The 21120-nt window shown below is 68.7% G+C and carries 20 protein-coding genes; 12 read left to right on the plus strand and 8 right to left on the minus strand.

From position 1 onward, the window contains the following. Positions 1-144 precede the first annotated feature (144 nt). From OG990_RS16815 to OG990_RS16825, 3 genes are all read left to right on the plus strand, one after another. Positions 145-2127, plus strand: a complete 1983-nt coding sequence (locus tag OG990_RS16815) for a S9 family peptidase (protein ID WP_406081407.1) — start codon at positions 145-147, stop codon at positions 2125-2127. Positions 2128-2284: 157 nt separating this feature from the next. After that, the gene (locus OG990_RS16820; protein ID WP_406081408.1) at positions 2285-2566 is read left to right on the plus strand and encodes a C40 family peptidase; all 282 of its coding nucleotides are present in this window, start codon (positions 2285-2287) and stop codon (positions 2564-2566) included. A gap of 431 nt (positions 2567-2997) precedes the next feature. Further along, the gene (locus OG990_RS16825) at positions 2998-4086 is read left to right on the plus strand and encodes a low temperature requirement protein A (RefSeq protein WP_406081410.1); all 1089 of its coding nucleotides are present in this window, start codon (positions 2998-3000) and stop codon (positions 4084-4086) included. 138 nt (positions 4087-4224) lie between these two features. Here the strand turns inward: OG990_RS16825 and OG990_RS16830 are convergent, their stop codons facing one another. The 5 genes from OG990_RS16830 to OG990_RS16850 form a co-directional block, all read right to left on the minus strand. Further along, complete coding sequence (locus OG990_RS16830) at positions 4225-5187, minus strand: alpha/beta hydrolase (protein ID WP_406081411.1); 963 nt, start codon at positions 5185-5187, stop codon at positions 4225-4227. Between the two features lie 112 nt (positions 5188-5299). Then, positions 5300-6055 carry a helix-turn-helix domain-containing protein gene (locus tag OG990_RS16835; RefSeq protein ID WP_406081412.1) on the minus strand — a complete coding sequence of 252 codons (756 nt, stop codon included), beginning with the start codon at positions 6053-6055 and terminating at the stop codon, positions 5300-5302. A 402-nt stretch (positions 6056-6457) separates the two neighbouring features. After that, positions 6458-6940 carry a GNAT family N-acetyltransferase gene (locus OG990_RS16840; protein WP_406081783.1) on the minus strand — a complete coding sequence of 161 codons (483 nt, stop codon included), beginning with the start codon at positions 6938-6940 and terminating at the stop codon, positions 6458-6460. Positions 6941-7084: 144 nt separating this feature from the next. Further along, on the minus strand, positions 7085-7774 hold the full coding sequence (locus OG990_RS16845; protein ID WP_406081414.1) for a DUF1062 domain-containing protein: 690 nt from the start codon (positions 7772-7774) through the stop codon (positions 7085-7087). A gap of 149 nt (positions 7775-7923) precedes the next feature. Continuing rightward, positions 7924-8841 (minus strand): DUF5984 family protein, encoded by a 918-nt coding sequence (locus OG990_RS16850; RefSeq protein ID WP_406081416.1) that lies wholly within the window; start codon positions 8839-8841, stop codon positions 7924-7926. Positions 8842-9042: 201 nt separating this feature from the next. Here OG990_RS16850 and OG990_RS16855 point away from each other — a divergent pair, with 201 nt between their 5' ends. Further along, positions 9043-9603 carry a GNAT family N-acetyltransferase gene (locus tag OG990_RS16855; protein WP_406081418.1) on the plus strand — a complete coding sequence of 187 codons (561 nt, stop codon included), beginning with the start codon at positions 9043-9045 and terminating at the stop codon, positions 9601-9603. A 49-nt stretch (positions 9604-9652) separates the two neighbouring features. Here OG990_RS16855 and OG990_RS16860 read toward each other — a convergent pair whose 3' ends face one another. Further along, positions 9653-10099 (minus strand): hypothetical protein, encoded by a 447-nt coding sequence (locus tag OG990_RS16860; protein WP_406081420.1) that lies wholly within the window; start codon positions 10097-10099, stop codon positions 9653-9655. 132 nt (positions 10100-10231) lie between these two features. Here OG990_RS16860 and OG990_RS16865 point away from each other — a divergent pair, with 132 nt between their 5' ends. From OG990_RS16865 to OG990_RS16885, 5 genes are all read left to right on the plus strand, one after another. Continuing rightward, on the plus strand, positions 10232-10687 hold the full coding sequence (locus OG990_RS16865) for an NUDIX domain-containing protein (RefSeq protein ID WP_406081421.1): 456 nt from the start codon (positions 10232-10234) through the stop codon (positions 10685-10687). Positions 10688-11038: 351 nt separating this feature from the next. After that, positions 11039-12148 carry an IS110 family transposase gene (locus OG990_RS16870; protein ID WP_406081322.1) on the plus strand — a complete coding sequence of 370 codons (1110 nt, stop codon included), beginning with the start codon at positions 11039-11041 and terminating at the stop codon, positions 12146-12148. A gap of 690 nt (positions 12149-12838) precedes the next feature. After that, the gene (locus OG990_RS16875; protein ID WP_406081423.1) at positions 12839-15106 is read left to right on the plus strand and encodes an ATP-binding protein; all 2268 of its coding nucleotides are present in this window, start codon (positions 12839-12841) and stop codon (positions 15104-15106) included. 104 nt (positions 15107-15210) lie between these two features. Further along, positions 15211-15909 carry an alpha/beta hydrolase gene (locus OG990_RS16880; protein WP_406081425.1) on the plus strand — a complete coding sequence of 233 codons (699 nt, stop codon included), beginning with the start codon at positions 15211-15213 and terminating at the stop codon, positions 15907-15909. Between the two features lie 9 nt (positions 15910-15918). After that, the gene (locus OG990_RS16885; protein WP_386990541.1) at positions 15919-16764 is read left to right on the plus strand and encodes an alpha/beta fold hydrolase; all 846 of its coding nucleotides are present in this window, start codon (positions 15919-15921) and stop codon (positions 16762-16764) included. 519 nt (positions 16765-17283) lie between these two features. Here the strand turns inward: OG990_RS16885 and OG990_RS16890 are convergent. Beyond that, a complete protein-coding gene (locus OG990_RS16890; RefSeq protein WP_406081427.1) occupies positions 17284-17997 on the minus strand; it encodes an SDR family oxidoreductase in 714 nt (237 codons plus the stop codon). Between the two features lie 153 nt (positions 17998-18150). On the opposite strand from OG990_RS16890, the gene OG990_RS16895 reads away from it, so the two are divergent. Genes OG990_RS16895 through OG990_RS16905 form a run of 3 tightly spaced genes read left to right on the plus strand, consistent with a single transcriptional unit; the run spans position 18151 to position 19858 of the window. Continuing rightward, positions 18151-19008 carry a helix-turn-helix transcriptional regulator gene (locus OG990_RS16895; protein ID WP_406081428.1) on the plus strand — a complete coding sequence of 286 codons (858 nt, stop codon included), beginning with the start codon at positions 18151-18153 and terminating at the stop codon, positions 19006-19008. After that, on the plus strand, positions 19005-19754 hold the full coding sequence (locus OG990_RS16900) for an aldo/keto reductase (protein ID WP_406081430.1): 750 nt from the start codon (positions 19005-19007) through the stop codon (positions 19752-19754). Before OG990_RS16895 ends, OG990_RS16900 begins: the two co-directional genes overlap by 4 nt. Then, positions 19724-19858, plus strand: a complete 135-nt coding sequence (locus tag OG990_RS16905) for a hypothetical protein (RefSeq protein ID WP_406081784.1) — start codon at positions 19724-19726, stop codon at positions 19856-19858. The genes OG990_RS16900 and OG990_RS16905 overlap by 31 nt, the downstream gene beginning before the upstream one ends. Before the next feature lie 106 nt (positions 19859-19964). On the opposite strand, the gene OG990_RS16910 is transcribed toward OG990_RS16905, so the two are convergent. Then, on the minus strand, positions 19965-21041 hold the full coding sequence (locus OG990_RS16910) for an MBL fold metallo-hydrolase (protein WP_406081432.1): 1077 nt from the start codon (positions 21039-21041) through the stop codon (positions 19965-19967). Between the last annotated feature and the right edge of the window lie 79 nt (positions 21042-21120).

The raw sequence follows: 21120 nt of genomic DNA on the forward strand, positions 1-21120 counted from the left end.
GCGAACCCGATCAAGCAGCCAGATCGTCTCCTCCTGGCGTTGTTGTCGAGATCGGGACAGCCCCTGGGAGGGCGCCGCAGCCATGCTGCGGAGGCGTTGCGGCAGCGGTTGGTCGCCGTGGTGGTTGATCGTTACTGTGCATTGGTGGCCCGTACACAGCTCACCGCCGAGTTGGTGGTTGACGGTCGTGTTCCGCGCGCATTGGCGCTGTCGCCGGACGGCAAGTGGGTCGCCTACGTGGTCGCCCCGGTCGGACGGGCTGGTGATCACCCCGTTAGCGAACTCTGGGTCGCCGCCACCGACGGGACCGGGTCGCCGCGACGATTAACTTCGGGTGAGGCGCACGATTCGGTGCCGCGGTGGGCCGCGGATTCGCTGCTGGTCTACTTTCTCTCCGACCGGGCCGAGCGTGGCACGGCGCAAGTACACCGGGTCGGGCTGGTCGACGGTGTCGTGGAGGCGGTCACGTCCTGGTCCAGTGGGGTGTCAGGTCACCTCCCACTGGCCGATCCCGACCTGGTCATCGTGATCGCAGCCGATGAACCGTCCGCTGAGGACCAGCGTCGGGACAGGGAGCGCGACGACGCTCGGGTGTGGGGCGAACGCGTACTCCCGGACCGGCTGCGGCTGCTCGACGTACGGAGCCGGGAGGTCCGGACACCGGATGCATTCGGCGATCGCCATGTCGTCGAGGTGGCCCAGCGGCCCGACGATGGGATGCTGGCGGTACTGACCTGGTCGACCCCCGACGTGGACCCGGGCCTGGTCAAGCCCGGTCTCCACCTGCTCGACCCGGACAGCGGCATGACACGGGACCTCGGCCCGGCCGCGGCGGACGCGTCGTCGCTCGTCTGGTGGCCCGCCGACGACGGCTGGCACCTGGCATATGTCGCGAAGACCCCGCCAGCTCTGGTGGGCGGACACGCGGTTCTCGATGTCGCCGTACCGGTGAGCGGGCCGGTGGGCGAGCACCGTAACCTGACCGCCGGCACGACCGGCTGCCCGAGCAACCTGGTCCAGGTCGACACCGGTCCGCCGCTGGCGCTGGTCGCCGACGGGCTCGATACCGCGATCCACCGGCTCGATCCGGTCGGGCCCAACCTCGTCGAGCTGTCCCGGGTCGACGGCCTCGCGACGTCGTTGACCACGAACCGGCACGGTGACGTTGTCGCGGCGGTGGTCAGCACGTCCTACGAGCCCGGAAACGTCTACGCCGGCCCCACTTGCGGGCCGCTGACGCGGCTGACCGACCTCAGGCCCGAACTCCACGACATCCCCTGGGGTGTCCAGGAACGCCTGTCATACGAGGCATCCGACGGGCTGGCCCTCGACGGCCTGCTGATCCTGCCCGCCGGCCGGTCCCACAAGGACGGGCCCTTTCCACTGGTGACACTGGTCCACGGCGGCCCGTACCACCGGCACGCCGACCGGCTCATGCTCGGCTGGGACCCGTCCGGTCAGTGGCTGGCGACCGCCGGCTACGCCGTGTTCCTACCGAACCCGCGCGGCGGCCAAGGGCACGGCCACGACTTCGCGGTGCGCGTCGCCGGCGCGGTCGGCCTCGACGAGTGGACCGACATTTGCGTCGGCATCGACCTGCTCATCGCCGACGGCGTCGCCAACCCCGACCGGCTGGGCATCGGCGGCTGGAGCCACGGCGGGTTCATGGCCGCCTGGGCGGTCGGCCAGACCAACCGGTTCAAGGCCGCCGTGATGGGCGCCGGCATCAGCGACTGGGGAATGCTCGCCGCAACCGGAGAAGGGGGAACGTTCGAGTCCGCCCTCGGCGGCAGCAGCGGCTGGGAAGGAACAGGTCCACACCGCCACGACCGGCTCAGCCCGATCTCGTACGCCTCCAAGGTCCGCACGCCGGTGCTGATCCTTCACGGCGAGAACGACACGAACGTCCCGGTATCACAGGCGGAGTTCTTCCACCGCGCGCTACGCAGGTTCGGAGTCGAGCACAAGTACGTCGTATATCCCCGAGAGAACCACTCGATCCGCGAACGCAACCACCAACTCGACGTGCTCCGCCGCACCCGCGCCTGGTTCGACCGGTGGCTCGGATTACCCCGACGTCCGACCGCCACGACCGCCACGACCGATGCGGCTGACCGCGGCAGCTAGGGCACCTCTTCCAGATACAGAGCGGCAAGCCGCGGCAGGCGTTACCGCAGTTGCTGATCAACGTCGAGGTTCCACAGCAGCCACGCACCCATCTCGGCACGAGCGGGTGGCGCAGCCCGCCAGGCGACCGTGACAGAACGTAGCGCCCGGTCGGCTGATGCAATCGGCGTACCGGGCCGCCGGCATCTCCACCCCGCGGGTCACCACCAACCAGGTCAACGCCGGAAAGCCGGTGGCCGACCCGACGCTTCTGCTACCCGGCGACCTCGTCTTCATCCCCGGCAGCCAAGGCACCATGGCCAACCCCCGCCACGCCGGCACGTACCTCGGCGACGGGCTCATCATCCAAGCCCCGAGAACCGGCGACATCGTCAAGATCACCAAGTTGAGCAGCTGGATCGATGACATCGCAGCGATTCGTCGTTTCGAGACCCGATGATCACAGATGGGTCGAACCACCGCTGGCGGATTGCCACGATCTTCTCAGCCGCTATGGCGGATTTGCCAAGTTTGCGAGAGCCGACCGACGCGGCGTCTCCGGATCGCGGCTACGTAGAGACTTTCCGCAGGATCGATGTCCGGCCATGACCGGACGTTCCTCAAACAGCTGCGTGATGCCAACCAATCCGGGTACCTACCTTGGGCACGCGAGCCTGTCCGTCGACGCCGTCACCCCGACTGGCTCCCGGTACACCGACCAGAACGGACGGCCGATCGGGTACCGGTGAGTGGTGGGCGAAGAAGAGGGGCCTATGAGGCGTATCTTCCGGTCCCGACCGGTGTTGACCGAGGAGACGCACCGGGCGACCACGTTCGAGATCTTCTTCGACATCGTGTTCGTCTTCGCCCTCACCCGGGCTCATCGCGTTCATGGGGGAACCACCAACGCTCCTGTCCATGGCGCAGGGGATGCTCCTGCTGCTGCTCCTCATGATCTCCTGGGGGGCCTACACCTGGCTGGGCAACCAGGCCCGCGCCGACACGGGTTTGGTCCCCGCCGGCACGGTGATCGCGATGGCTGCCATCTTCGTAGCCGCCCTGGTGATACCCGATGCCTGGCGGCACGGTCGCGACGTGAACGCACCGCTGACCCTGGCCGTGGCCTACATCGTGATACGGGCGGTGCAACTTGCCCTCTACTTCTACGCGGCGGCGGAAGACCGGCAATTGCGCGGCAAACTGCTCATCTTCGCGATCCCGACGGCGCTGGGCTGGATAGCGCTCATCCTCGGCGCGCTGCAGGGCGGCACCGCGCAGACCCTCCTGTGGGCGGCGGCGTTCGTCATCGACATCGGCGGCGGACGCGTCGCCTACGTCTTCCGCGGGGGGTGGCCGCTACGCAGCCCGAGGCATTTCGCCGAACGGCACGGCCTCGTGCTCATCATCGCCCTTGGCGAGTCCCTCATCTCGGTGGGAACCGGGGCCGGGACGGCGGTGGCCCGCTGGCCGGTCCTGGTAGCGGCGCTGCTCGGCCTCAGCATGACGGTGTGCCTGTGGTGGCTCTACTTCGCCAACGCCGCAGCGGCCGCCGCCCAAGCCTTGGCGCAGGCGACGGGGATTCGGCGCGACAAGATAGCCAGCGACGCGTACAGCCTGGGTCTCCTACCGCTGATCGCCGGGGTTATCTACCTTGCGCTGGGCACCGAGCAGGTCCTCGCCGACCTGGCCCGCAACCGGCCTCAGCACCCCTTCGGGGAGCCGTTGGACTGGACCTCGACTACCGCGCTGTACGGCGGGGTGGTCCTCTACCTCACCGGCCGACTGCTGTTCCTACGGCTTGCCGTCCGATCCGCCCCGACAGCGCAACTCGTCGCCGTCGGCGTGGCGCTCCTCCTCCTGCCCGCGGCCCGAGGCATGCCCTCCCTGGCCGCGCTCGGCCTGCTCACCGCCTTCCTCATCGCACTGGCCAGCTACGAGCTGCTGGCCCAGGGATCCGAGGCGGTGACGCCCTCGGGCTGAGACCGGCGCCGCGTCGTCCCTGGTGGTCCACTCGAAGGCGGCCGGCCGCATCACCCGGGGTCGACCCGCCCGACGCCAAGCCCGCCGCACCTTCATCTGGACCTGATCAGCCCATCTCAAACACGCTCTAAGGGTTGGTCATCCTCGCGAAGCCGGGTGGAGATGGCTATGCAGGAAGGTGAGGATTTCGCGTCGCGCTGGCCGGGCGGCCGGCACCAGACCGGGGATGCTCAGGAAGGTGTGGGTGGCCCTCGGGTAGCAGGTCAGGTGAGCGTCGGTGCCGTCTTCGCGGAGTCGTTCGACGTAGCGGCGTCCATGGTCGGCCAGCGGATCCAGCGCGGCCGTGACGACCAGTGCCGATGGCAGCCCGGCGAGGCTGTCGAACGTGAGGGGCGACACGCCGCGAGCGTCGAGGCCCGGTGGGACGCTCAGCTTGCGGGCTGCGCGCAACCGGGACAGCGGCAGGGTGGGATTGTCGGCGTTCTCGTCAATCGACGAGTACTCGGTCATGGTCTCGGTCCAGTCCGTGACGGGGTAGTTCAGCACCTGGGCAAGGAGCGGTGGGCCGTCCTTGCCGGCGCGCACAGCGATGAGCGCGGCGATCGTGCCGCCGGCGCTCTCGCCCATTACCGCGACAGCGCCGGGATCGACGCCCCAATCGGCGGCGTCTTCGACGAGCCGGACGAGGGTGTCGAAGCCGTCTTCGATCGGCTGGGGCAGCGGGTGCTCCGGGGCGAGGCGGTACTCCACCGATACGACCACCGCGGGGCACCGGACCGCGAGGTGGCTGTTGAGCCAGTCGTTCTGTGTGGCGGTCCCCGCGATGAAGCCTCCACCATGAAACGACACGATCAGCGGCAGTTTCCGACCTGCGTCCTTCGGTCGGTGTACGCGCAGCATCAGGCGGCGGCCAGGAAGATCGATCCTGGTCTCCTTGATGTGCGCGCGGCGGTCGGGCAAGCCAGTGACGATCCGGGCGGCACGGGACAATGCTGCCCGATTGGTCTTCTCACGCGCGGTGATCACCTGATCGTCGCTCAGGGCCTCCCAGTCCTGGGTGTCCCTGAGGATGCGGGTACCTAGTGGAGCCTTGCTTCTCATGTGTCCTCCGCGGTGCAACGACGCTATGAACCCACTGTCACAGCCAGGGCCCGCCGGTGGATTGGACGAATGTTCCCGGGCCGTCAGCCACGGACTCCGATCGAGTGCTGCGTCACGGCCGGGCAGACCACGCGACATCGTCGACGGCGAGGAACGGCGCGCTCGCCACCGCCCCAGGCGTCACCCCGGTGAAGGTCATGACGTCGCGATGAAGGTGGGACTGGTCCGCGTAACCGCTATCCACCGCCACCGCGGCGGCGGCGTGACCAGCGGCGAGGCGATGGGCCGCGTGATCGAACCGGATGAGCTGGGCGGCGCGCTTGGGGGTGATGCCGATCTGCGACCGGAACCGTGACCACAACCGTTTGCGGCTCCATCCGACCTCAGCGGCCAACCGCTCGACCCGTGTCTGCCCCCGGCCGTTCACCATCCGTCCCCAACAGAACGCGACTTCCGGATCGACCGCGTGGCCCGCGCCGTGACGCCGGGCCAACGCGACCTCCACGATCGCGAACCGGTCTTCCCACGACTTGGCGGCGCGCAGCCGCTCCTGGGTCCGCACGGCGTCGCCTCCCCAGAGGTCGTCGAGGTTGAGTACCGCCCCGCTCAGCTCCGACGCAGCACCTAGGACCGTGTGTGCGATCACGGGCGACATCCGCACCTGAAGGCACGTGAAGCTGCCAGCCTGGCCCTGCCCTCGAGCGCGGTTGGGCGCCAGTCCGGCGACGACACACCCTCGTTGTTCCCGCCCATTGCCGTCATCGACGACCAGAGCCCGGTCGCCGAGGTCGAAGACCATCATGACGGCCGGATGCGGCACCACCTCAACGTCGACGAAGCTGTTGGCCCGATCGCTGAACCCCGCCATGGTGGTGCCCGCCAGCCGACTCGGCCGCATCGGGACCGCGATGTCCCACGTAGGTGCACCGACGCGAACCGTCCCCGTAGAACGCACGTCACGATCGTACGTGTCGTCGCAGGCGGCTCCGGGTCAGTGCATCCGCACATCGGCATGTCCGGATCCCACGACGCCCGACCAGCGGCCACGTCCCGACGGCAACTGGGCCCGCTCGGCGTGACGCTGCGTAGCGCGCGGATCGCGGTTTGAGAGTGCCCGGTGCCGACCCCTCGACGCAGCGAAGCGAAGCACCCGGATGCCGGGCGACTGCGCGCGAGGGAGCGAGGACTCAGCGGGCGGGCACCGGCTCGGACGACGGCCGCCACTCTCGCCTGATCAGCCCGTAGACCCACGAGTCAGAGACCTCGCCGTTCACGACGCAGTCTTCCCGCAACGTCCCTTCACGCACGAACCCGAGCTTCTCGAGCACGCGGGCAGATGCCACGTGCGTGTATCGGTCTCAGCCTGGACGCGATTCAGGTCCAGCGTGTCGAATGCCCACCGCAGCAAAGCGCGCGCGGCCTCGGTCGCATAGCCGTGGCCCCATGCCTCATCGTCGAAGCAGTAGCCCAGCGATGCGCTGCGGTAATCCGGATTCCACCGGTTCAGGCTGCACCAGCCGATGAACGCCCCGTCGGAGTCACGATCCACGGCCAGCCGCGCCCCGGTGCCCCCCTCTGCCATCTGCCGGCAAGCCGTGATGAACCGCTCGGCGCGCACGCGCTCGCTCCACGGTGGCGCGTCCCAGTAGCGCAGCACGTAGGCGCTGCTGTGCAGCGCGAAGAGGTCGTTCGCATCCGCGTCGTCGAAGGGACGCAGTCTAAGGCGAGTGGTGTGCAGCGTGGGGGTGGGCAGCGCATGGGCGTCATGTTCCCTCCTGTGATTGGTGGCCGATCAACCAGACATCCGGTGCCGGCCACTCGCAATGGGTTTTCTTCGGCGGGCGGGCGGAACGACGTGCTCGCTCATCGGCACGTCCGGATGTATGCACCCGGACGTTCACCTTCGTCGCCGGTATCGGGCCGGCCCTGACCTTCGTTCGCGCCCGGTCATGAGCGACCGCGCGCTGACCGCCGCGTGATGCAGTCCGGGGCAAGGCCACCTTGCCTCTCGCCCCGGTTCAGGCCCACGGCGGCGGCTCATGGCAGGACGAACGAGAGGTCCCTGTGAGTTCTGCGGTTCAGCGGAATGCCGATCTTGACGCGGCGAGCGATCTCCCCGCAGCTGATGCCCAGCCCCTTGGGCGATGAGCCGTTCGGGGCGAAGAGGTACGGGGTCGTCGAAGATGACCGGAACCTGGACGGGCCAGGGGCTTTCGGGAGGGGACGGGGCGAGCAGTTCCCAGCATGAGTCCCACTCCAGGGCGAACCGGTTGCGCCGGGCGACCAGCGGGTCGAGAGGGACGCGGGCGACGAGGGCAGAGGAGTTGCCGGAGTAGCCCTCCAGAAGGATCGGATCCAGGTACCGGACCGGGACGCGACCGTGAACGGTGATTTTGCTGGTTCGGTCGCAGGAAACGCAGGCAACCAGGAGCCAGATGTCGAGGAGTTTGCCGTCGGCATTGACGCGGAACTTCCCGTCGCCGGTGCTGGCGAGGCCGGAATGGCAGTGGACGCAGTGGAACGCGAGCAGGGGAAGGCGCGTGCGCCGAAGGGTCCAGGACAGCACGATATGAGGACGCATAGACATGATCTCTCTGAAGACCTGACGGAAGGCATGGGAAAAGAGCCGACGGCGACGTCGGCGACCGATGCACGGGGAAGGTGTCAGGTCTAAAGAGCAGGCGGTGTCACGCGGGGTGAAGTCCTCTTGTGAGTGGGTCGGAGAAGAAGATCCAGTTACAACTTAGGGTGGGACGGGCTGGCGAGGCCACCCATTTTTGTCCTGGTGCCGAGCACTGAGGGGCGGTCGGCGAGTTGGGCGTGAACCACGCGCCGATCGCCGCCGCGGCCCCTTTCTGCGCTGGCCTGATGTGGGTCACCGAGCAGCCGGTCGGCGCCTTGGCGGACGGTGTCCCAGTCGGTCTTGGGTGTGCGGTCGAGGTTCCTGGCGAGCCAATGCGCGCGGTCCTCGTGTTCCCGCCGCAGTCCGGCGAGGTCAAGGTCCACGCCGGGCAGGCCGCCACGGCGTTCCAACTCCTCGACCCGCTGCAGCACCGCCGTCATCAGCCCTCGGTCGAGCGTGTGTACAGCCTCGAGGTACGCGGCGGTCGGGACGCAGAACCGGACGGCCGGGCCGGCAGTGAAACCGATCTCGCCGTTGTCCTCGTGCCGCCAGTCCACGGTGATCTCGTCGCTGTCGCCGCGGACGGTGCGCCAGAACCGCAGACTCGGAGCATTCCGCAGGTAGCCGAGGTCCAGGTAGTGCTCGCCGTGCCAGTTCGCGGCCGTGACCACCGGGTGGTCGGGCGCATTCGGGTCGATGTCCCCGAATCCGTCCTCGCCACCGGCGGTGACGAATGCGAGCGGATCGCATGCCCACTGCGCGGGGTCGGAGGCGATGAACAGCTGCAGATCGGCGGGCACCGGCTCGAGGACGTCCGGTGTGAGGACATTGACGTCTTCCCAGAGCCGGGCCAGGTAGTAGTCGACGTAGGGATGCGGATGATCGAGGCGGGTCCGCCGCAGCAGCTGGTGCCCGCCGACCTCGAGCCAGTACCAGCCCTCGGTGAGCCCGAACGAGTGCAGCGTTGGTGGGTCACCGCCCCACGACGACACCTCGTCCAGCGGATACAACTCGAAGCGGAACCTGATCATCGAGGCAGTATCCCGTACGCCTCGCCGCGTCAGCGGATGTCGACATGGCGGTCGCGACCCGGTCCGCACGGATCGCGGCATGAGCGTGCGTCCTGTGCTGCCGAGGAGACGGGGCGGGGCCACCAGATAGTGCGCCATGTCGGGCCGGGCGGACCGATATTCGGGCGTCTCGCCGGGATGCGTCCACTAGCGTCCCGCCTCATGGAGAACACCACCGTACGCACCGAACGCCTCGAGCTTCGCCCGGTGCGGGACGAGGACGTCGACCGGATCCTGGAGTACCGCAACCTGCCGCAGGCCACGCGCTGGCTACTCCGCACGCAGGTCGACCCTGCATCCTTCCGCGCGGCATGGCGACGCGCGGCCGCAGACCCCGACGACTACAGCATGGCGGCCACGCTCAACGGCGTGGTGATCGGAACCGTCTCGCTCGACGTCGTCGACGGCATGGGTCAACCCGGCATGCCACCACGGACCGAGGCCCAGCTCGGCTACATCTTCGATCCAGCCTACGGCGGAAATGGCTACGCGACCGAGGCGGTCACCGCGGTGGTGGCGCACGCATTCGACCGGCTGGGCATTCGGAGAATCACCGCTGGCTGCTTCGCGGACAACCTCGCCTCGGTGCGAATCCTCGAAAAGGTCGGCATGCGTCGTGAGCAGCACGGCGTCGGCGATTCCTGGCACGCCGAACTGGGCTGGGTGGACGGCTACACCTACGCCCTCCTCGCCGAGACATGGCATCGAGAGGCAGCACCGTAGGAGCAGCCGAAGGTTCTCAGGCTGCCATGAAGCCCTGGCCAGAATGTTCTCAGTGGGACCCAGCTCGGTAGTGCCTGTCGAGGAAAGCTGCGTAGTGTCCGGGGTCGTACGCCTCCTCCACCCACGTGATCACATCGAGGATCTCTCGGGCTTCCTCGGTGCATACGGTGGTGAGATAGTCCTTGGTCCTGGCGATGCCCGCCCCCAGCATCAGTTCCGCGTCGATGGCGCCGGCCGCGTCCATACTGGTGCCGCGAGCGCGGTGAACCAACAGCGCGTCCTCGACGGCGCCGACGTGCCACAGCTGGACGGCGCACATCCGCATCAACTGCGTGTTGCCGGGTACGGTGCCCGTTCCAGAGTAGGTCTCCGCCTCGCGTCGGGCTTCGCGCACGAGGACATCCCGCACGATCGAGACCTGGTCAGCGCCGACCCGCAAACCGTAGGCGGCCAGGTGCTGGTCGGCGTCCCGCTCGTACTGGTCATAGATGTCCATCCCCATGCACCGTGTGTAGCAGGAGCCAAGCGCTTCGGCCAGACAGCGCTCCCGAACCGCGGCAGAGCCGGATGTCTGCGCGTGCCCTCTGGCTGGAGCGAGCTTGTCCTATCCCTGTGCTCTAATCCCGTCATGCATGTCGTCGTCTGCGGCGCACTCGTGGAGAACGGCGCGGTCCTGCTGGTACACCGCAGCCCGACCCGCCGGGCATACCCGGATCTCTGGGACCTGCCCGGGGGGCACATCGAAGCGGGTGAGTCGGAACTGCAGGCCCTCGCGCGTGAGATGCACGAGGAGCTAGGGGTTCACGTTGTGGCGGAGTCCTCGTCACGGTTGGGCGACCTGCATGCCGGCAGTGGCGAGGACGCCGTCCACGTGGGCGTCTGGCAAATCAGAGACTGGGTCGGCTCTCCCACCAACCGTGCACCTGAGGAGCATGACGACATCGCATGGGTCGGGATCAGCGAGCTGGGCGGCCTTCCCCTCGTGTTTGGCGCCCTGCCGGCATTGCTTCGTTCCCTGCCTGAGCCTGACCGGCTGCCTCGTCCCGACGAAGCACGGACAACCGCATCGCCGAGCGGCCCGTAGATCCATCGCTGCTCGGCACTTCCGTCCGGTTGAATCCCCTGCATCCGGTCATCGGCTACTTGTTTTATTGACCTGCGACCGTGGCCCGGCCAGGCTTCGGTCGAGGCGCCCGGGCTGTCGCTCTCTTTTCGGCTGCCCACGCTGGTCGTGTGGCTCTCATTTGGCCTGCGCGGCCCGGGCGTCGCCCCAGGGCGGGGAGAGGCTCCAGAGGGGTTTGCTTGGCTCGAAGTAGCGTTGCCCTCCCGGCTCGACAACCAGGTGAATCGAGCTTCGGAGGGCGCGTTGACTGTCACATCAGACCGTGTGGTCATCGGGATGGACCCGCACAAACGCTCTGCCACGATCGAGGTCATGGCCGGCGACGAGACCATCGTCGGCGGCGGTCGCTTCGACACGGGCCGGGACGGCTACACCACGATGAGGAAGTACGCCAAGCAGTGGCCGAACCGGGTCTGGGCGATCGAGGGCTGCCAGGGCATCGGTCGGCACATCGCCAACCGGCTACTCACCGACGGCGAACAGGTCGTCGACGTCCCGCCGAAGCTGTCGGCCAGGGCGCGGGTGTTCGCGACCGGGCAGGGCCGCAAGACCGACGCCACCGACGCCCACTCCATCGCGCTGGTCGGCACCCGCATGGCCGGCCTGCGTCCAGTGGTCAACGACGAGCAGCTCGCCTTGCTGCGGATCCTGGTAGACCGCCGCCGCTCACTTGGTGAAGACCACACCCGGATGGTGTCCCAGCTGCACCAACTGCTCCTCGAACTCATCCCGGGTGGCGCGAAGAAGAGCCTGTCCGCCGCCCAGGCCAAAGCACTACTGGCCACGGTCCGGCCCCGTGACGCCGTCGGCAAGACCCGCCGGCGGGTCGCCGCAGAGCTGATCAGTGACCTCGAACGCGTCTACCAACGCTCCAAGGAAGCCGACAAGGAACTAAAGGAGCTCGTGGCGTCCACCGGAACCACGCTGATGGACCTGCACGGCATCGGACCCTCCGGCGCCGCCCGGCTGCTGGTCGAGGTCGGCGCCATCACCCGGTTCCCCAACCGGGCCCACTTCGCCTCCTGGAACGGCACCGCCCCCATCGACGCGTCCTCCGGCGAGCAGGTACGCCACCGCCTATCCCGCGCCGGGAACCGGCAGATCAACCGGGTGCTGCACATCATGGCCACCGTCCAGCTCCGCAACCCCACCGAAGGCCGCGCTTACTTCGACCGCAAGAAAGCCACCGGGAAGACATCGATGGAAGCGATGCGCGCGCTGAAACGACGCCTGTCCGACATCGTCTACCGACAGATGATCGACGACGCCACGATGGCCACGGCGACGGGCCCGGGAGGACAACGGGAGACGACTACTGACTCCAGCGTGACCAGCTCACATCCCCATGCCGGCTCTTCGGAGAAGTCACTTCCCGGACCCGCCAGACCCCAGCCTAGAACAACCCTCGCCGCGGCCTCTTGACACAGAGGGGAGCCAGATCCGAGAGTTAAGCGGTCAGCCGCGCACAGGGCATCTGACACGCGGGGTCACCCACCCGCGCTGACCGTCAGATCCCTCGGACGTCAAATAGCTGCTCTCTGAAGGAATGGCTACCTGCTGCCCAGCTTCACTCCGAGCACTCTCCTGGCTCTGTTTTTGGGCCACACGCCGATCCCTTGCTGGTCTCGGCACAAGGCCGTCTCGTGCGAACGCCCGGGACGGCCTCTTGGCGTTTCGGTCCGCGCCAACCTTCCTGGTTCGGACTGCGTGAGTCGCTGACCGGTCTTGTCAGGTCGTGACAGGCACCAGGCGAGTTCGATCGGCCTGACAGCCGAGACCTGGACGGTGCATGTCATCCACGGCATGCCCGCCCGGTGGGGATCTCCCAGGCTTCTGCCACGTCTGGGGCCTTCCAAGCCGTCGCAGTTGTCGGGAGTGATACTTGCCGATCTAGTGCGGACACGGACCTGCCATCGCGTCGTGGAACTCGCCGCTGGGACCGTTGTCGTCGAGCAGCGCGAACCGTATGGCGACGGCCGCGCCGTGGGCGGGGTCACCGGCACCGGGCGTCGGCGTGCCGCCGTGGAGGTCGGTCGCGACGTACCTGGGACTGCGTTGACGGCCGATGAGCTGGTGGTGAGAGCAGGTGCCTGCCGGGTCCATGATTGTGGGATGGGTGGCGAGGCATCGTTCGGGGCGACGTTGCGACAGGCGCGGCATGCCGCTGGGTTGACGTTGGAGGAGCTGGCCGAGACCTCGGGGGTGAGCGTGCGGGCGCTCAGCGACATGGAACGCGGGCGGGCGCTCGGGCCGCAACGGCGGACAGTGGCGTTGATCGCCGACGCGCTCAAACTCGAAGGCGCCCAACAGGATGAGCTGGTCGCGCTGGCCAAGGCCGGTCGGACGAGGCCGGCGTACCTGGCGGCCGCAGCGGGCCTGTCCGAGCTACCGGGGTCCATCGCCGATTTCACCGGCCGGACGGCCGAGCAGGCGTGGATCTTCCGCCAGGTGGACGCGCTTACCGGCTCCGCCGACCGGTCGGGCGCGGCAGTGATCACCGGCGGCGCCGGGATGGGCAAGACAACGCTGGTGGTAAGAGCCGCTCACCATATGCGTGACCGGTTCCCCGGTGGGGTGTGCTTTGTCGATGCGTTGGGGATGAGCAAGCGGCCGGTCGCCGAGGACGAAATCCTGGCGCGGGTCCTGCGGGCCCTGGGCGTACGGGATCAGCAGATTCCCGACGACACGGCCGAGCGTGCAGGGCGCTACCGGCAGATGCTGCGCGACGAGCGTGTGCTCGTGGTCGTGGATGACGCCGCATCAGAGGCACAGGTACGCCCGTTGCTTCCCGGTAGTGGGAACAGCCAACTCCTGGTCACCAGCCGGCGACTGCTAGCCGGACTCGAAGGCGTGCAACGGCTTCACCTGGACCCGATGCCGCCGGGCGACTCCACCGACCTGCTGCGGCGGATTCTCGCCGAGCGGGCGGACCTGCAACACGACAACGACCTGCATGGCTTGGTGGACCTGCTGGGTGGGCTGCCGCTGGCGGTACGCATCGTGGGAAACCGGCTCGTCTCACGGCCGATCTGGAGCGTCGCCGACCTGACCACACGGTTGTCGGTCGCCGAGCGACGGCTCGACCAGCTCAGCGCTGGCGATCTGAAGGTCGCCGCGGCCTTCGGGATGTCCTACGAGCAACTGCCCAAGATGACCCGGCAGGTGTTCCGCCGCACGGCACTGTCGCTCGGGCCGGACTTCAGCGCCGCGCTGGCCGCGGCGACCGGCGAAGTGACGGTCCCGGAGGCTGAGGACCACCTCGACGATCTGGTGGATCTCGGGCTGGTCGAGGCGGCGCAGGCAAGCCGGTACCGGTTGCATGACCTGGTGCGGCTGTACGCGCAGCAACGCCTTGAGCATGACGACGATGCCGCCGCGGTAGCGGCCAGCCACCGCCGGATGGTCACCTGGCTCCTGTCGACGCTCATCGCGGCGGGAAAGTGGTTCGCGCAGCACCCGGCTGAGGCAGCCGGCTCCGATTTCCGCTCCCGTGAGGAAGCCGTGGCCTGGATCCGGGCCGAGGCCGGACACTGGTTCCCGGCGCTCGCCGATGCCGCGGCGGCCGGCGACCATCGCCTGGTCGTCCAGGCCGTTGCCGCCACGCGACGGCTCGTCGGCCGCCTGCGCTACTGGCCTCACTGGGCCGAGGTGTACCTGCTCGGGCACGACTCGGCCGCCGCGATCGGCGACACCGCGCGGCAGGCGGCGTTTCTCAACGGGCTTGCGCGCACCCACACGGTGCTCGAGCAGGATGGTCAACCGGCGCTGGCCTATGCCGAACACGCGCTGGCCCTGGCGCGCCAAAGCGGCGACGTCCAGGAGGAGGCGTGGGCGTGGCAGAACATCGGCCGCGCCCGGATGAGAATGGGCCAACTGCGCACCGCCATGGATGCGGTGCGTGCCGCGGCCGAGCTGTTCGAACAGCTCGGCGACGCCGACGCCATCTGCCAGACCCTGATCGGGCGCGGCGACATCGGGATGCGACTCGGGGAAGTCGACGAAGCGCTGGCCTGCTTCCAGCGCGCGCTTGAGATGACCGAGGATCCCGCCTCGGGCATGGCACCTTCGACCGTCGAGATGACCCAGCCTTACGTACTGGGCATGACGGCACGGGCGCTGGGACAGCTCGGCCGCGGCAGCGACGGTGTCCCCCTGGCGCGGCAGGCCGCGGCCCTGTTTGAGCGCATGCAAATGCTTGATGCCCATGCGACAGCGCTGCGCATACTCGGCGAAAATCTGTACGGGGACGGCAACGCCGCCGAGGCGCGGGAGGTACTGCGGCGGGCCGCCACGATCTACGAGTCGATCGGGCGGCACGACGACGCGGCCGACTGCCGGGACAAGGCCGCCGCGAATGGCGACGGCGCCGGCAGTTCCTAGTTCTGCATCCTGTTCTGCCTGGGCCGGCGCTGCCGCAGCGGCTTGCATGGGAAGCAAAAGCGGCAAGGGCGATCGGCCCGCCGCCCTGGACGCAGGAGCATCCCATGAGCACAGCAACTGTCCGCAACGTCGTGCTGGTGCACGGCGGTTTCGTTGACGGGTCCGGCTGGCAGGCGGTACACCGGCTGCTGACCCGCGACGGGTACACCGTCAAGGTCGTGCAGAACCCGACCCTGTCCCTTGACGGCGACTCCGCCGCGACCCGCTTCATCCTCGACGGCCTCGACGGCCCGGCCGTCCTGGTGGGCCACTCCTACGGCGGAGCGGTCATCAGCGAAGCCGGCACCCACGACGCCGTGGCGACGCTGGTATACATCGCCGCCTTCGCCCCGGACAAAGGCGAATCGGTCAACACCCTGATCGCCGACCCGCCATCCGGCGCTCCCGTACCGCCCATCCTGCCCCCGCGCGACGGATTCCTGTTCCTGGACCGGGACAAGTTCCACGCCTCGTTCGCCGCCGACCTGTCCCCCGAGGACGCCACCTTCCTCGCCGACAGCCAGGTGCCCTGGGGCGTCGGCGCGCTCAGCGGCGCGGTCACCGAGCCCGCGTGGCGGCACAAGCCCAGCTGGTACCTGGTCGCCACCGAAGACCACATGATCCCGCCGCCGGCGCAGCGCTCAATGGCCCAGCGCGCCGGCGCCACCGTCGTGGAAGCCATCGGCAGCCACGCCGTCTACGCCTCCCAGCCCGGCGCCGTCGCCGACCTCATCCGCCAAGCCGCCACCTCGGTCACGCTGTAGGAGTTTCTCTTGTCTGCCAACATGTCCCGCCGTACCTTCGTCGGCGCCGCCGGCGTCGCGTTAGCCGCCACCGCCACCGGTATCGTGGCCAGCCCTGCCACCGCCGACAGCACCAGCTCGACCGGCTCGAGCGGCTCGGCCAAGCCAACCGTCGTGCTTGTGCATGGTGGCTTCGCCGACGCCAGCGCCAGCTGGAACGACGTCGTCGCACAGTTGCAACGGCGCGGCTACACCGTCATCGCCCCGGCCAACCCGCTGCGCAGCCTACCGACCGATGCCGCCTACCTGGCCAGCGTCCTGGCCGGCATCAACGGCCCGGTCATCCTCGCCGGACACTCCTACGGCGGCGCCGTCATCACCAACGCCGCGGCCGCCGCACCCAACGTCAAAGCCCTCGTGTACGTCGCCGCGTTCGTCCCGGACACCGGCGAGTCACTCGGCGAGCTCATCTCCAAGTACCCGGGCAGCGAAATCCAGGCCGCCCTCAACCCGGTCCCGTACCCGAACCCCGACGGCACCACCGGCACCGACCTGTACCTACAGGCCGACAAGCTGCGCCAGGTGTTCGCCGCCGACCTGCCCGCCTCCACCACCAGAATCATGGCGGCAACACAGCGGCCCTTCAACGCGCAATGCTTCGCCGACCTGACCCAGGGCGCCGCTTGGAAGACCATCCCCTCGTGGGGGCTGATCGCCACCGAGGACAAGGCCATCCCGCCCGCGTTGCAGCGCTTCGAATACCAGCGGGCCAACGCGCGCAAGACGGTGTCGGTGGCAGCGTCGCACTGCGCGATGGTCAGCCACCCCGATCTGGTCACCCAGCTCATCATCGACGCGGACCGGCGTACCAGATAATCATCTGAAACCCAGCAGGTCGGGTAGTGCCATGCCTGCAGGCATGGCACTACCCGGCCTCACGCCTTTGAGCTAGCCGACCGCCTGCGCCGCCTGCTTGATTAGGTGAGCCACGGCCTCGGAAACCCGACGCGCGCTGGCACGACCTGCGGGACGCGATCTCCACGCTTCCCGGCGCACTGCCGGACGACGCGCCGCCGGCGACCGGGTCATAGGACCAGTTCCGGTACGGGCTCGGGCCGCTCATCTCCGGAATCCGCGCCCACGAAGGATCCGGTCGAGAGAGTCGAACGTCGGCCCCGATTGCTCCGGCATCGCCGGGCGATCACTGCCCACGCCTCACCGTCAGTGCCACGACGAGCGCCGGCAGGACCGCGCCGCGCCGGGACACGTTTCTCATTGCCGGTTCTTGCCCGAACTCCTCCCGCCGGTCAGTTGCCGGTTGGGAGACCGGCCGAACCATCCGCGGATAAGCGCGAAACTCCGGACCGAGTCACCGTCGTCGCAATGGCGTGCCGGTCACCAGGGCAGGATGCCGCTCGCGTCGTGGAACTCGCCGCTGGGACCGTTGTCGTCGAGCAGCGCAAACCGTACGGCGACGGCCGCGCCGCGGGCGGGGTCACCAGCACCGGGCGTCGGCCTGCCCCCGTAGAGGTCGGTCGCGACGTACCCGGGTGTGACTGCGTTGATCTTTACGGGCGTGTCGCGGAGTTCCTTGGCGTAGAGGATGGTCAGCGCGTTCAGCGCGGCCTTCGACGACTGGTACGCGCCGACGTTGATCGGTATCCGGTTCCTCATCAGGGTGAGGGAGCCGACCTCGCTGGACACGTTGACGATCCGCGGTGACGGGGAGCGCAGCAGCACGGGCAGGAAGGCGTTGATGACGGCGACGACGCCGAACACGTTCGTCTCGTAGGTGCGGCGCAGGTCCTCCGGCGACGTCCGGGACGGGGTGTCGTAGCCGCTGCTGATGCCGGCGTTGTTGACGAGGATGTCCAACGCCGTGACATGCGCGGCGGCAGCCGCGACGGAGGCGGCGTCGGTGACGTCCAGCTGGAGCAGCTGCACGTCGAGCCCTTCGGCGCGCAGTTCGTCGACCGTGCGCTGGCCGCGCGAGGTGTCGCGGGAGCCGGCCAGCACGCTGACCCCTGCCTGTGCCAGCTGCCGGGCGATGTGCCGGCCGACGCCCTTGTTTGCCCCGGTGACGAGCGCGATCTTGCTGTGGTGAGCCATGGCTCGAGGCTGCCCGGCGGGGTGGGCCGGGCGACAGGCCCAGCCAGTACCAGTCTCGGCGGGCACCTTTGGGTGGTGTACGGCCGACTGTCTGGTTCATCCAGGTACCGTTTGTACCTGGCAGCTGGGCGAGCGCGGGCGATACTTGCGGCCATGGACCGTACCGAGCTTGGCGAGTTCCTGCGCAGCAAGCGGGAGCGAACGCGACCGCAGGACGTCGGCCTGCCGGCCGGCACCGTGCGCCGGACCCCGGGGCTGCGCCGGGAGGAGGTCGCCCGGCTCGCGCACATCTCGGTCGAGTACTACACGCGGCTGGAACAGGCCCGCGGGTCCAGCCCGTCCCGGCGAGTGCTCGGCGAGCTGGCCCGGGCTCTGCGCCTGAGCGCGGACGAACGCGACCATTTGTTCGACCTTGCCGGTGTCGCACCGGAATCGGCGGCCGGACCCCGCTCCGACGTCCCGGCGACCGTGTTGAACCTGCTGGAGCACATGACGGACGTCGCGGCGTTCGTGGTCAACGCCCGCTACGACGTGATCGCGTGGAACGGCCTGGCCGCGGCCCTGTTCGAGGACTTCTCCGCGGTTCCACCGGCCCGCCGCAACCTCATCTACCGCCACTTCCTGCACCCCGACCCCGCCGCGCGGCACTACGGGATGAGCGGCGCGGAGGAGTTCGGCAGGCTGGCGGTGGGCCAGTTGCGAGCGGCCGCTGGCCGGTACCCGACCGACCCGCAGATCCACGCAATGGTCGACACGCTGTACCGGGGCAGCGCCGAGTTCGCGCAGCTGTGGGACGTCCACCATGTGGAGACCGGACACCACCACCGCAAGACGATGCACCATCCGATGGTGGGCACCCTTGAGCTGAACTGCGACACGCTCGCCGTGCCCATGCGCGACCAGTACCTCGTCTGCTTAACCGCTCAGCGGGGCAGCCCGTCCCATGACGCACTGCGCCTGCTGTCGGTGGTCGGCACGCAGGACATGAGCGTTGCCGTGGACACCGAGTGACGACGTTCCGGCTGGGGCAGTTCCCGGTCGCGCGCGTCGGGTACGGCGCCATGCAGCTGACCGGGCCCGGTGTGTTCGGCCCACCGGCCAGCCGTGACGATGCCATCGCCGTACTCAGGACCGCGGTGGAGATCGGTGTGAACCACATCGACACCGCCGAGTACTACGGACCCCGGGTCGTCAATGAACTGATCCGTGAGGCCTTGCACCCGTACCCGGACGGGCTGGCGATTGTCAGCAAGGTGGGGGCCCGGCGGGACGACGCGGGTGCGGTACTGCCCTACGACGAGCCCGACGAACTGCGCAGGGGCATCGAGGACAACCTCCGGACGCTGCGGGTCGACCGCCTTGCCGCGGTCAACCTCAGGCTGATGGACGACTCACCTCCAGACGGCCGGTTCGATGCCCAACTGGCCGCGATGGTCACGGCTCGAGAGGAAGGTCTGATCGACGGAATCGGTCTCAGCAATGTCTCGCTCGCCCACCTGCGGCGGGCGCTCGCGGTCGCCGAGATCGTGTGCGTACAGAACTCGTTCAGCTTGCTCGACCGCGCTTCGATGCCGGTGCTGCAGGAGTGCGCGCGGCGCGGCATCGCGTTCGTGCCCTACGTTCCGCTGGGCTGGCCGCGAGATCGGCGCGAGGCCATCTTCAACAACCCGGCGACCGCCTCGCCCGCCGGCACCAGGCCACGCCGGCGCAGATCGCGCTGGCATGGCTGCTCGCGCTGTCCCCGAACGTCCTGCTGATACCGGGCACCGCCTCGCTGCGGCACCTGCGGGAGAACCTCGCGGTGGATCGCATCGAGCTGGACCGGGACGCCACGAACCAGCTCGACTCGGCGTTCGCCTGAGCGGCCGGGCGGCTGGGACCTACCGCCGAAGGCCCCGATGTCCCGCGACCCCGGGAGCCGGCGGCTGGCCGGCACCCGGGGAGAGCGGCGTTGCGGCGGGCATCGTTCAGGGATGGATCTGGGATCCGAAGCCGAGGTCGAGACGGACGGATTCGAGGATGGTCAGGGTGCTGCTCGTGGTGAAAACGTCGGCCGCAGCCAGCACCCCGGTGTATTTCGCGATGACGGGGGCGGCGGCTTGGTCGGTGACCGCGTCCAGGTAGGTCTTCACCGCGGCCCACGGGTTCGGGCCGTACTTCACGAAGTATGGCGTCGGATCGACCGTGGCGAGCGCGGTCTTCACGTTGTCGACGATGTCGGTCACGTACTGCTGGTGCAGGCCGATGTCGGCGCGAGTGCCGAGCCGGCCCAGGTGGCCGCCGATGTAGTGCTTCCAGGGGTAGGAAAGGGCGGTGGTGGGGGCGGAGATGAATCCGGGTATGTCGGCGCTGAGGTTGAGGTTGTAGATGGGTACCCAACCGGGCAACGCGATGTCGACGAGCATGAGGGTGTCGTGCTCCGGCAGGTGGATGTAGATGTTGTCTGGCGCGTGGTTAGAGCCGCGCCAGGCCAACTCGACGCGTTCCCCGCCGACGCGCAGGGTGCGACGGTCCTGGAAGGTGACATCGGGGGCGGGTCGGGTCGGGTCGTTGTACTGCAGCAGCAGCCTGCGAGTCTCCGCGTGGCCGACGCGCACGACATGCTTGCCGAACAACGCCGACGCGCCGATATGGTCGGCATGGTGGTGGGAGTACACCAGGTGCGTCACCCTGTTGCTGACGCCGTTGGCGGCAGCGATCTCGTCCACGGCCCGCCGGAGGTTGTGGCCGATGGTCGGCGGCGCGTCGAACAGCACGACGCCGTCGCGGGTGGTCAGGAACGCGGACTGGTAGGTGCCATCGGTGACCCAGTACAGGTTCCGCTCCACCCGTCCGACGTAGTAACCCTGACTGTTGAGGGCGGGTCCGAGCGCCGACGGGGGTACGGGCGCGTAGTCCTGCAGGGCCGAGTCGGCCTCGGCCGGCGACGGTCCCGCCACCGCGGCCATGATGGCGCCGATCGACGGCGCCGCCGCGAGCGCCGCGCCGCGGGCGAGCAACGACCGCCGGCTCGTACCGGACCGGTCGGTATTGGTTGGTGCCACAGTGACTCCTTGGAACGTGATGGTCTGAGCTTCGCGAGTCCACCGCGAGCCGTCCATAGCGGACGGCCTGCGGTGGACG

The organism is Micromonospora sp. NBC_00858 (genome assembly GCF_045207365.1).
GTDB lineage: Bacteria > Actinomycetota > Actinomycetes > Mycobacteriales > Micromonosporaceae > Micromonospora.

Coding starts and splice junctions, on each gene's coding strand:
- OG990_RS16875 (WP_406081423.1), top strand. CDS start 12,839: ATGGGTGGCGAGGCATCGTTCGGGGCGACGTTGCGACAGGCGCGGCAT.
- OG990_RS16855 (WP_406081418.1), top strand. CDS start 9,043: ATGGAGAACACCACCGTACGCACCGAACGCCTCGAGCTTCGCCCGGTG.
- OG990_RS16895 (WP_406081428.1), top strand. CDS start 18,151: ATGGACCGTACCGAGCTTGGCGAGTTCCTGCGCAGCAAGCGGGAGCGA.
- OG990_RS16880 (WP_406081425.1), top strand. CDS start 15,211: ATGAGCACAGCAACTGTCCGCAACGTCGTGCTGGTGCACGGCGGTTTC.
- OG990_RS16850 (WP_406081416.1), bottom strand. CDS start 8,841: ATGATCAGGTTCCGCTTCGAGTTGTATCCGCTGGACGAGGTGTCGTCG.
- OG990_RS16865 (WP_406081421.1), top strand. CDS start 10,232: ATGCATGTCGTCGTCTGCGGCGCACTCGTGGAGAACGGCGCGGTCCTG.
- OG990_RS16860 (WP_406081420.1), bottom strand. CDS start 10,099: ATGGACATCTATGACCAGTACGAGCGGGACGCCGACCAGCACCTGGCC.
- OG990_RS16835 (WP_406081412.1), bottom strand. CDS start 6,055: ATGGCGGGGTTCAGCGATCGGGCCAACAGCTTCGTCGACGTTGAGGTG.
- OG990_RS16890 (WP_406081427.1), bottom strand. CDS start 17,997: ATGGCTCACCACAGCAAGATCGCGCTCGTCACCGGGGCAAACAAGGGC.
- OG990_RS16845 (WP_406081414.1), bottom strand. CDS start 7,774: ATGTCTATGCGTCCTCATATCGTGCTGTCCTGGACCCTTCGGCGCACG.
- OG990_RS16825 (WP_406081410.1), top strand. CDS start 2,998: ATGGGGGAACCACCAACGCTCCTGTCCATGGCGCAGGGGATGCTCCTG.
- OG990_RS16820 (WP_406081408.1), top strand. CDS start 2,285: ATGCAATCGGCGTACCGGGCCGCCGGCATCTCCACCCCGCGGGTCACC.
- OG990_RS16870 (WP_406081322.1), top strand. CDS start 11,039: ATGGCCGGCGACGAGACCATCGTCGGCGGCGGTCGCTTCGACACGGGC.
- OG990_RS16830 (WP_406081411.1), bottom strand. CDS start 5,187: ATGAGAAGCAAGGCTCCACTAGGTACCCGCATCCTCAGGGACACCCAG.